Origin of the sequence: Rhizocola hellebori, from assembly GCF_016862955.1 — a bacterium.
Lineage (GTDB): Bacteria > Actinomycetota > Actinomycetes > Mycobacteriales > Micromonosporaceae > Rhizocola > Rhizocola hellebori.
This window is the reverse complement of record NZ_BONY01000157.1, coordinates 1-9,429: the sequence shown is the minus strand read 5'-3', so window position 1 is coordinate 9,429 and position 9,429 is coordinate 1. Positions and strand designations below refer to the sequence as shown.

9 protein-coding genes are annotated in these 9,429 nt (G+C 67.0%); 1 reads left to right on the top strand and 8 read right to left on the bottom strand.

The features are described 5' to 3' along the window. Positions 1 to 25: 25 nt before the first annotated feature. From Rhe02_RS48795 to Rhe02_RS48760, 8 genes are all read right to left on the bottom strand, one after another. Positions 26 to 1,183 (bottom strand): anhydro-N-acetylmuramic acid kinase, encoded by a 1,158-nt coding sequence (locus Rhe02_RS48795; RefSeq protein WP_239124571.1) that lies wholly within the window; start codon positions 1,181 to 1,183, stop codon positions 26 to 28. Further along, entirely contained in the window at positions 1,180 to 2,082 is a 903-nt protein-coding gene (gene murQ, locus Rhe02_RS48790) for an N-acetylmuramic acid 6-phosphate etherase (protein ID WP_239124572.1), read from the bottom strand. Before murQ ends, Rhe02_RS48795 begins: the two co-directional genes overlap by 4 nt. Further along, the gene (locus Rhe02_RS48785; protein ID WP_203915434.1) at positions 2,082 to 3,086 is read right to left on the bottom strand and encodes an ABC transporter ATP-binding protein; all 1,005 of its coding nucleotides are present in this window, start codon (positions 3,084 to 3,086) and stop codon (positions 2,082 to 2,084) included. The genes murQ and Rhe02_RS48785 overlap by 1 nt, the downstream gene beginning before the upstream one ends. Further along, positions 3,083 to 4,075, bottom strand: a complete 993-nt coding sequence (locus tag Rhe02_RS48780; RefSeq protein WP_203915433.1) for an ABC transporter ATP-binding protein — start codon at positions 4,073 to 4,075, stop codon at positions 3,083 to 3,085. Before Rhe02_RS48780 ends, Rhe02_RS48785 begins: the two co-directional genes overlap by 4 nt. A gap of 3 nt (positions 4,076 to 4,078) precedes the next feature. Beyond that, positions 4,079 to 4,951, bottom strand: a complete 873-nt coding sequence (locus Rhe02_RS48775) for an ABC transporter permease (RefSeq protein WP_203915432.1) — start codon at positions 4,949 to 4,951, stop codon at positions 4,079 to 4,081. Further along, the gene (locus Rhe02_RS48770; RefSeq protein ID WP_203915431.1) at positions 4,948 to 5,949 is read right to left on the bottom strand and encodes an ABC transporter permease; all 1,002 of its coding nucleotides are present in this window, start codon (positions 5,947 to 5,949) and stop codon (positions 4,948 to 4,950) included. Before Rhe02_RS48770 ends, Rhe02_RS48775 begins: the two co-directional genes overlap by 4 nt. 6 nt (positions 5,950 to 5,955) lie before the next feature. Next, on the bottom strand, positions 5,956 to 7,776 hold the full coding sequence (locus tag Rhe02_RS48765) for an ABC transporter substrate-binding protein (RefSeq protein WP_203915430.1): 1,821 nt from the start codon (positions 7,774 to 7,776) through the stop codon (positions 5,956 to 5,958). 95 nt (positions 7,777 to 7,871) lie between these two features. Further along, on the bottom strand, positions 7,872 to 8,996 hold the full coding sequence (locus Rhe02_RS48760) for an exo-beta-N-acetylmuramidase NamZ family protein (protein WP_203915429.1): 1,125 nt from the start codon (positions 8,994 to 8,996) through the stop codon (positions 7,872 to 7,874). A 24-nt stretch (positions 8,997 to 9,020) separates the two neighbouring features. Here Rhe02_RS48760 and Rhe02_RS48755 point away from each other — a divergent pair. Further along, positions 9,021 to 9,429, top strand: a 409-nt coding sequence (locus tag Rhe02_RS48755; RefSeq protein WP_203915428.1) for a DUF4304 domain-containing protein, incomplete at its 3' end; no start/stop codon positions are given.

The window sequence follows — 9,429 nt, the reverse complement described above, 5'->3', positions numbered from 1 at the left end:
CCCGATGCGTGGATCTTGCGGTGGGCTAGGCCAACAGGAGGCGGGTTGGCGGCTCCGAAGGTGGTGCGGGTATGCGCAGCTGGGCGCGGCCGGGGGTGATGGTGCCGAGGATTCTGGGCGCGGCAGCGCCTGTGCAGGAAGGGATGTTGCCGGGCAGGCCGTGCGCGGTGAAGTAGCCGAGCAGGGCGAAAGCGATGGCCTCCTTGGCATCGGAGGGCACGCCCAGCGTGCCTGACGTGACGACGTTGATGCCGTCGAGGCGGGAGCGGACCATGGCCATCAGCGTCGGGTTGGCGCAGCCGCCGCCGGAAGCGATGACGGTGTCGATCCCGTGGCGTTTTACTTCGGCCGCCACGATTTCGGCGGTCAGCGCGGTGACGGTGGCGACGACGTCGACTGCGGCGAGATTGCGTTGGGACAGAAGCGATTCGAGGTAGGCCAGGTTGAAGAGTTCCTTGCCGGTGGTCTTCGGTGGCGGCAGCGCGTAGTAGGGCTCGGCCAGCAGCGCGGCGAGCAGATCCGGATCGATCCGGCCGGCGGCGGCAAGCTCGCCGTCGCGATCGAAATGAGCGCCGCAGGCACGCCAGGCGGCGGCGTCGATGAGGGCATTGGCAGGGCCGAGGTCATAAGCGAGCGCAGGAAAAGCTCCCGGGTGGGTGGGGATGGTGAGGTTGGCTATGCCGCCTAGGTTCAGGGCGGCTGGGCGGCCGGGGAGGCCTGATAGGAGGAGGGTGTCCATCAGGGCGACCAACGGGGCGCCCTGGCCGCCTGCGGCTACGTCGCGGGCTCGTAGATCGGAGACTACGGGGGTGCCGGTGCGTTCGGCGATCCACGCCGGTTGGCCTAGTTGAAGGGTGCCATGCACTTTTCCTGCTTCGACCCAGTGGTAGACGGTCTGGCCGTGCGAGCAGATCAGGTCGACCTTGCCGGCCACGGCCAGCGCGGCCGAGGCGGCGTCGGCGAAAGCTTGGCCTATCAACGTGTCCAGGGTGCACACTTCGGCGAAGGTCAGCGATGCCGGAGGCAGCGCGGCGCGGAGGCGGGCGCGAAGCGCTGGTGGGTAAGGGATGCAGGCCGCGTGGCGCAAGCTGCCGTGCAGGGTGGTGCCCGCCAGCGCGAAGTCGACCACGGCGACGTCGATGCCGTCGTGCGAGGTGCCGGAGATCATGCCGAGCACTCTCACGCCGGGGCCTCCAGCGCGTCGCGAAGCCTGCCTCCCACCGCGGCAAGGCGTTGCCGGGCGGCCTCCACCGAGGACGACTTGAGGATGGTGACGATGGCGGTCTTGACCTCGAGGTCGGCCGCCTCCAGGGCCGCGTCCGCGGTTGCCCGGGAGCAGCGGGTCACCCGCTCGATGATGCGCAGGGCACGGTCTCGAAGCTTGCCGTTGGTGACCCTCATGTCGACCATGAGGTTGCCGTAAACCTTGCCCAGCCTCGTCATGACGATGGTGCTGATCATGTTCAGCACCATTTTCTGCGCCGTCCCGGCTTTGAGCCGGGTGGACCCGGCGAGCACCTCCGGCCCGACCGCCACCTCGATCGGGAACGCCACCTCCGCGCTCAAGGCCGTGTTCTCGTTACAGGACAAGCCAACCGTCAGCGCCCCTCGGTTCTTCGCCGCCCGCATCGCGGTCAGCACATAGGGGGTGCGGCCGCTGGCGGTGACCCCGACCACCGCGTCGGCCTCGGTCACGCCGAAGGCTTCCACCGCGGCCTGCCCGGCGGGGCCGTCGTCCTCGGCGCCCTCCACCGAATCGACCAGGGCCTCGTACCCGCCGGCCATGATGGCGCTCACCAAGCCCGCTGTCACGTTGAAGGTGGGCGGGCACTCGGCCGCGTCGAGGACACAGATCCGGCCCGCGCTTCCCGCGCCGAGGTAGATGAGCCGGCCGCCGGAACGCAGCCGCTCGGTGATGGCCTCGATCGCGGGCACGATCTGTGGCAGCGCCAGCCGGACTGCCACCGGCACGGTCGCGTCCGCGTCGTTCATCAGGGCCGCCAGCTGCTCGACGGAGGCGGTGTCGACGTTGGCATAGCGTTCGTCAACCTGCTCGGTGAGCAGACTGTCCAGCGCCTCCATCACCGCAGCGGGGTGGCGACGACGTGCCGGCTAGCCGGGAAGAAGCAGGCGTGGTGCTGGGGGGTGCCGCCGAGCCGGCCGAGCACCGGGCGCTCCGACACGCAAACCTCTGTCGCGAAAGGACAGCGCGGAGCGAACAGGCATCCGGCCGGCTCCATCTTCTCATCCAAGGGTTCTTTGGGTACCAGACGATCCTCCCCCGGCCGCTCCAGCCCATGCAGCACAGGAATGGCCGACAGCAGGCATTGCGTGTAGGGGTGCACCGGATCGGCCAGCACGGTCTCGACCGGCCCGCGCTCGACCACCTGACCGCGATAGATGACGTACAGCTCGCCGTCGGCCCCGACATAGCGCGCGGTCGCCACATCGTGGGTGATGAACAGGATCGACACTCCCAGGGTTTCCCGAAGCTGGCGCAGCAGGCCAAGAATGCCCAGCCGCAGCGAGACGTCGATCATCGACACGGCCTCGTCGGCGACGAGCACCTCGGGCTCCACGGTGAGCGCCCGCGCCACCACGACCCGCTGGCGCATCCCGCCCGAGAGCTGATGCGGGTACCGCGGAAGGACATAGGAAGGGTCAAGGCCCACCAGCGACAGGAGTTCCTCGGTCTGCGACGCGACCCACGAGGCCGGTTTTCCGGTCTGGGCAGCGCGCAGCCGCAGCGGGTCGCGCAACGTCGACTCGATGGTGCGGGTGGGGTTCAGCGCCGAATACGGGTCCTGGTGGATCAGCTGGACGCGGCGGAAGTGTGGCTCGCGAGCCTTGGGCTTGAGCGTGCTCAGATCGGTGTCGCCGACGATGAGCTGGCCACCGTCGTAGGTTTCCAGGCCGGCGAGGATCCGCCCCAGGGTGGTCTTGCCGCATCCGGACTCGCCGATGAAGGACACCGCTCCCCCACGCGGGATGAGGAAGTCCACGCCGCGCAACGCGGTCACCGATTGGGATCCGAGCACCCCGCCTCGGCTGGCGAAGGTTTTGGTGATGCCACGGCCTTCGATCACAGCTGCTCCGTTTCGTTCACCGCATGACACGCGACGCCGCCGATCATCGCCGGCGCTACGGTGTCGCAGATTTCCATGCGCAGTGGGCATCGCTGCCGGAAGACGCAGCCGGTGCGCGGGATCGTGCCCAGGGTCGGCGGCGTGCCCGGCAGCGGTTTGGCCGCGTCCACCGGCCCGGTCAGGCGCGGGATGGCGCTGATGAGCCCGCGCGTGTAGGGATGCCTTGGGGCGCCGAGGATTTCCATGGTCTGCCCGTGTTCGACGACGCGCCCGCCGTACATGACCGCCATCCGGTCGGCGACCTCGGCCACCACTCCGACATCGTGGGTCACGATGAGCGTGGTGAGCCCGCGTTCGGCGTGCACGTCCCGCACGATCTGCAGAATGTTCGCCTGTGTGATCATGTCGAGGGCGGTGGTGGGCTCGTCGAGCACCAGCAGGTGGGCGTTGAGGACGAGGGCGAACATGATGCCCACCCGCTGACGCATGCCGCCGGAAAGCTCGTGCTGATAGGAATCCAGCACCCGCTCGGCGGCCAGGCCCATCCGGCTCAACAAAACCTTGGCCTCGCGCAGCAGCCCGCGCAGGTCTTTGACGCGATGTGACCGGCCCAGGTCCAGCAGCTGTTTGCCCACTGTCTTGAGCGGGTTCAGCGAGTTCTGCGCGGCCTGGAACACGTACCCGATCTGGGCGCCGCGCACGCTTTGCAGCGCATGCTCGTCGAGCTTGGTGATGTCGCCGATGCCGTCGATGACCACCGAGCCCGCGGTGACCCGGCCCGGCTTCTGCACCGCGCCGAGCAGAGACAGCGCGAGCGTCGACTTGCCGGAGCCGGATTCGCCGACCAGGCCGGTGATGGTTCCGGCTGGAAGGCCGAGGGTGATGTCGCTGACCGCGGCCAGCTCGCCTGCGTCGGTGCGGTAGGCGATGGTGAGGCCCGAGATGGCCACGCCCGGAAGGGTTTCCGTGGAAAGCTCCACAATGGACATCGGTCAGCCCTCCCGCAGCCGGGGGTTGAAGATCTCCTCGAGCGCGTCGACGATGAGCACCACGCCCAGGGTCAGCAGCAGGATCGCGCCGAGCGGGGCCAGCAGGTAGGGCAACGCGTCCGGCGAGATCAGCGCGCCCGACTGGAAGACCGCCGCGTTGAGCATGACCCCCCAGTTGCTGGTGTCGAGCGGTAGCACGCCGAGGAAGTAGAGACCGACCTGGGCGTAGATGTAGCCGGTCACCGCCATCAGCAGGTTGGTGGCGATGAAAGGGGCCACGTTGGGCAGCAGCTCCTTGGTGACGATGTGCCGCGTGGGCAGGCCCAGGCCGCGCGCCGCCTCGATGAAACCGCGTTCGCGCAAGGAAAGCGTCTGCGAGCGCACGGCCCGCGCCAGCCCGCCCCAGCCGATGAGGCCCAGCACCAGCGCCATCTTCCACCAGGCCCCGAAGTTCATCGCCGTGGTGAGCACGATGAGCAGCGGGAAACCCGGGATGGTGAGGGCGAAGTCGGCTATCCGCATGAGCACCGAGTCGGCGGCCCCGCGCCTGTACCCGGCGTAGAGCCCGGCCGCGGTGCCGACGAGCATGGTGACCAGACCCGCCGCCACCGCCACCAGAAGCACGCCGCGCGTGCCGGTGATGACCAGGGCCAAAACGTCCACGCCTTCGAAGTCGGTGGACAGCGGGTGGTCCCAGCTGATCGGGGCGTACATGTTGTCGACGTTGTAGGGCAGGCGGTCGGGGTAGAACCAGGGCCCGGCGATGGCCATGAAGACGAACAGCGCCATGATGATTACGCCGAGTATCCGGCTGGGCCGGCGTTTGAGCGCCACCCAGACTCCACGCCAGAAGCGCTGGCGGACAGACAGTCTCATGCCTGCCTCCTCACCCGTGGGTCGATGAAGGTGTAGAGCAGGTCGGCGAGGATGTTCGCCACGATGACGGCAGCCGTGATCATCAGGAATGCCCCGCTCATCATGGAAAAGTCGCGGGCGCCGATGCTGGCGAAGAGCAGCATCCCCAGACCTGGGTAGTTGAAGATGCGCTCGATGAAGATGGAGCCGCCGAAGACCAGCCCGAACGAGATGGCCAGCACCGTGAACAACGGCAGGATCGCATTCCTTGCCAGATAACGGAAGCGGGTCATCCGGGTCAGCCCCCGCAGCTCCGCGGCGAGCAGGAAGTCGTCGCCGAGCACGCTGGCCACCGAGGAGCGCATGGCCAGCAGCCACCCGCCGTAGGAGGCGATCGCGAAGGCGGCCGCCGGAAGGAAGGCGTGATAGGCGACGTCGCCGATGAAGTCGTAGTAGAAGCCGGGGGCGACCTCGTCGCCGTTGTACTGCCCTCCGCTGGGGAACCAGCGATAGCGGCGGGTGAACACCGCGGCCAGCACGATGGCGATGACGAAGGGCGGCACGCCGTGCAGCAGCGAACCCGCGATCGACAGGCTGTGCCCCACCGCGGTGGAGCGCTTGAGCGCCGCCACCACCCCGAGCACCACGCCGACGAGGAAGCTCACCAGGATCCCGGAAAGCACCAGCAGCACCGTCCACGGCATCGCCCCGAACACCCGGTCGGCCACCGCAACCCCTTGCGAGTCAACGGAAACACCGAGATCGAGACGGATCAGCCCGGACAGGTACTCCAGATACTGCTTCCACACCGGCCCGTGCGGGACGAAGCCGTAGGTCACCGCGGTGGCCGACGCCGCCTGATCGGGCGACATCCCCTGCGCGATGAGCTTCTCGTACTGCACCTGCACCGGGTCACCCGGCATGAGCCGGATGAGGAAGAAGGTGAAGGTGACCACGACCCAGATCATGACGAGCCCGCGGGTCAAGTGACCCGCGAGCCGTCTGAGGAATCCCCTCATTGCTTCTTACTTCTTGGGCTGGATGTACCCGAGCTGCATCCACACTCCGTGGGTCAGCCGCAGGCACTCGCAGTTGTCGGGCGGGTAGTTGTCGTAACGCGTGGTGTTGATGAACTGCACGTTCACGTAGTTCCACATCTGGATCATCGGGACCTGCTCGTTGGTGTAGCGGGCCAGCTTGATGATGGTGTCCTTGGACTGGTCCACCGGCAGCTGGCTGAGCTGGTAGGTCAGCTCACCCGGGTTGAGCGTGCCCAGCCCGGCGACGGTCGCGGTTTCCGCGCTGCCGATCCAGTTGCCACTGGCGCCCGGGGCGTTGTGGGTGAGCTTGCCGCCGAAAGCGGTCCAGCCGTTGGCCGCGCCGTAGAGCCGGGCGTAGGCGTTGTAGGTGGACGGGCCGAGCGCGATCAGCCAGAAACCGGCCGCGTATTTGCCTTCGGCGATTTCCTTCTGGTACACGGCATAGTCAGCACTTGTCGTGGCCTCCACCGCTATACCGGCGTTGGTGAGCTGGCTGGCGATGTTCTTACCGGCCGCCACCCAGTCGGAGAATCCGTTGGGCACCTGGAGTTTGAAGGTGAACGGCTGCCCGGTGGCGAGCATCCACTTTCCGTCCTTCTTGGACAGTCCAGCCTGGGTCAGCAGCGCTTCGGCCTTGGCTTTGTCCACGCTGTAGGCGTTGAGCTTGCCGACCTCGGCGTCGCCGATCCACTGCTTGGCGGCGTCTTCGATCAGGCCCGAGGTGTGCTCGGCGGGCTTGCCGCTGTCGGGCGCGCCGACCTTCTGCACCTCGCTGCGGTCGATCAGGTAGGCCAGCGCCTGGCGCACTTCGAGTTTGTCGAAAGGCGCGATCTTCTGGTTGAACGCAAGCGCTGCGCTCACCTGGGACAGACCCTTGATCTGCTTGGAGCCGGAGACCTTGAGTATCTCGTTGACCACATTGGTCGGGGTGGCCGTGAACGGGGCCGAGTCAAGCTCGCCCGCGGTCAGGTAGTTCCAGATCTGCTCGTTTCCGGTGTAGTTGCGCAGCCGCACCTTGTCCGGGCCGATCTTGTCCACACCGTAGAAGTGGGGGTTCTTCACCAGGATCGCCTCGCTGGCGTTCACGCTGTCGAGCACGAACGGGCCAACTGACACGTCCTTGGCCGGGCCGAAGGCGATGAGTTTCTTGCCCAGCGCGGTGATTTCGTCGCGAGCCGCCTTGGCTTCGACAGCCTTGGCCGGGTCGGCGGAGCCGCCGAGCTTGACCAGATCCCAGAAGTCGGCGGGAAGCTGGGGACCGTAGACCGATTTGGGCAGCACCCACATGGCGAGCACACCGAACAGGAAGGTGTTGTTGCGCGCCCCCGTTGCCTGGGTGAACTTGATGGTCTTGCTGTCCACGATGGTGACCTCGCCCAGGGCGCCCGTCGTGCCCGGGGTGATGGCGAAGATCGAGCCACCGAGCGCGAAGGCGACCGCGGCCGAGGTCTTGATGTCCTCGGCGGTCAGGTCCGTGCCGTCTGACCACTTGGCCTTCGGCTGAAGTTTGATGGTGACCTCGCCGCCGTCGGCCGAGACCTGCCAGCTCTCGGCGACCGCGGGGTAATGCTGGTTGTGGTCGGTGAGGTGGTTCTTGCGGAACGCCAACGGCATGGCGTTGTAGCCGCTGAAGGCATTTCCTTTGCCGGCGTACGGGTTGATCGGCGCCTGCGGGTCGATCGCATGGTTACCGTCGATAGTCGTATATGTACCGCCGGCCTTGGCCTGCGGCTTGCTCTCGCTACACCCGGTGACCGCCAAGGCCAACGCCAAGGCTGCGGCGACAGCGGAGACTGACCTCTTCACAGCACCTCCAAAGAAAAGTTGGCGTGAGGTTATGCAGTCCGGCCGCGTCGCGTCAATAAATTTCAGGCAACGATCCTGGGATGTTAGAAAATAACTTACCGATAGAGGAGATATGGCCGTCTTTGGTCGTCGAATTCGGCCAATTCGACCCTCCAGGTGGCGGCTATTTCAGGCAGATCAGCGCCTTGGTCAACCATTGTGCGCAACCTGGACGAGCCGGTGAGCTTGTCGATCCAACCGTCCTCACGCCACCGGAAGGCTTCGTATCTGCTGGCTTCCACCAACATCGCTACAGCCGTGCCGATGGAGTCGAAAGTGGACACATCAAGGACCCGCACCTCGGCTCCCGCGCACAGCTCATCGGCGAACTTCTGGAAGGTCGGACGGAAATAGGCCTCACGGAACACGACTCCGGGCAGGTTGCGCGCGTTGAGGCGGTCGGCCCAGCGGTGATCGAGGCCGGGCGCGCCGATCAGCTCGAACGGGCGGGTGGTCCCTCTGCCCTCGGAAAGCATTGTCCCCTCGAACATCCCGGTGCCCGGATACACCAGCGCGGTCTGCATCGTGGGCATGTTGGGGCTGGGCATCACCCAGGGCAGATCGGGCAGCGCCTCTCGCCGCCACCCCGCGCACGGCACCACCTCAAGCTCCACCGGGGTGGAAAGGAACCGCGCGTTGTAGAAGCGGGCCAGCTCGCCGACGGTCATGCCGTGCTGCTGCGCGATCTCCCGCCGCCCCACGAACGAGCCGAACTGTCGCTGCAGGACGGGCCCGAAAGCGTTGCCGCCGAGGGGGTTCGGGCGATCGAGCACGACGTAGCGCAGGCCCAGCCCGGCGGCGGCGCACATCGAGTCGTAAAGGGTCCAGATGTAGGTGTAGAAACGGGCGCCCACATCTTGGATGTCGAAGACCACCGTCTGTGTGCCGGATTCGGCGAACATCCGCGCCCAGTCGGCCTCGCTTGCCGTGTACGCGTCGTAGACGGTCAGCCCGGTGCGCGCGTCGGCCTGCGGCCCCTCGCTGAATCCAGCCTGCGCCGAGCCGCGGAAACCGTGCTCCGGCCCGAAGACGGCCGCGATGCTCACCCGGCCACCGACGTGCATGAGGTCGACCAGGTGGCGCATCCGATGGTCGACCGAGGTGGGGTTGGCGATCACCCCGACCCGTTGTCCCGCAAGCAAGGCGAAGTCAGTGGCGACGAGACGGTCCATTCCGATCATCCTGAGAAGCTATAACATGACCGGGTGGCCGACGAGATCCCGTTTGTCCGCAAGGAGTTCAGCGACCAGGTGGCGCGGGTCATCTACCCGGCCTTGAAACGGGCCGGCCTTGGCCGGCAAGGCAAACGCCTTTGGTACGACCGTCGTGACGACACGTCCTGGGTGCTGGTGGAGATCCAGGTCTCCGACTACACCACCCGCACCAGACTCGAGTTCACGGTCAACACGGCGGTCTGGCCACCGGGCACGTGGGAGATCAGGCAGCGTGCCCACCCGGTCTACGCGGCCGAGCCGATTCCTTTCACCTCGAGCGCGCCGGTTTTCGCCCGGCCCCGCCAGGTGCGCCCGGACCTGTGGCCGGAGAAGGACTCTGTCGAGGTCACCCTCGGCGACGGGGTCGGCCGAGCCGCCGCCGACCTGCTGGTCTTCCTGC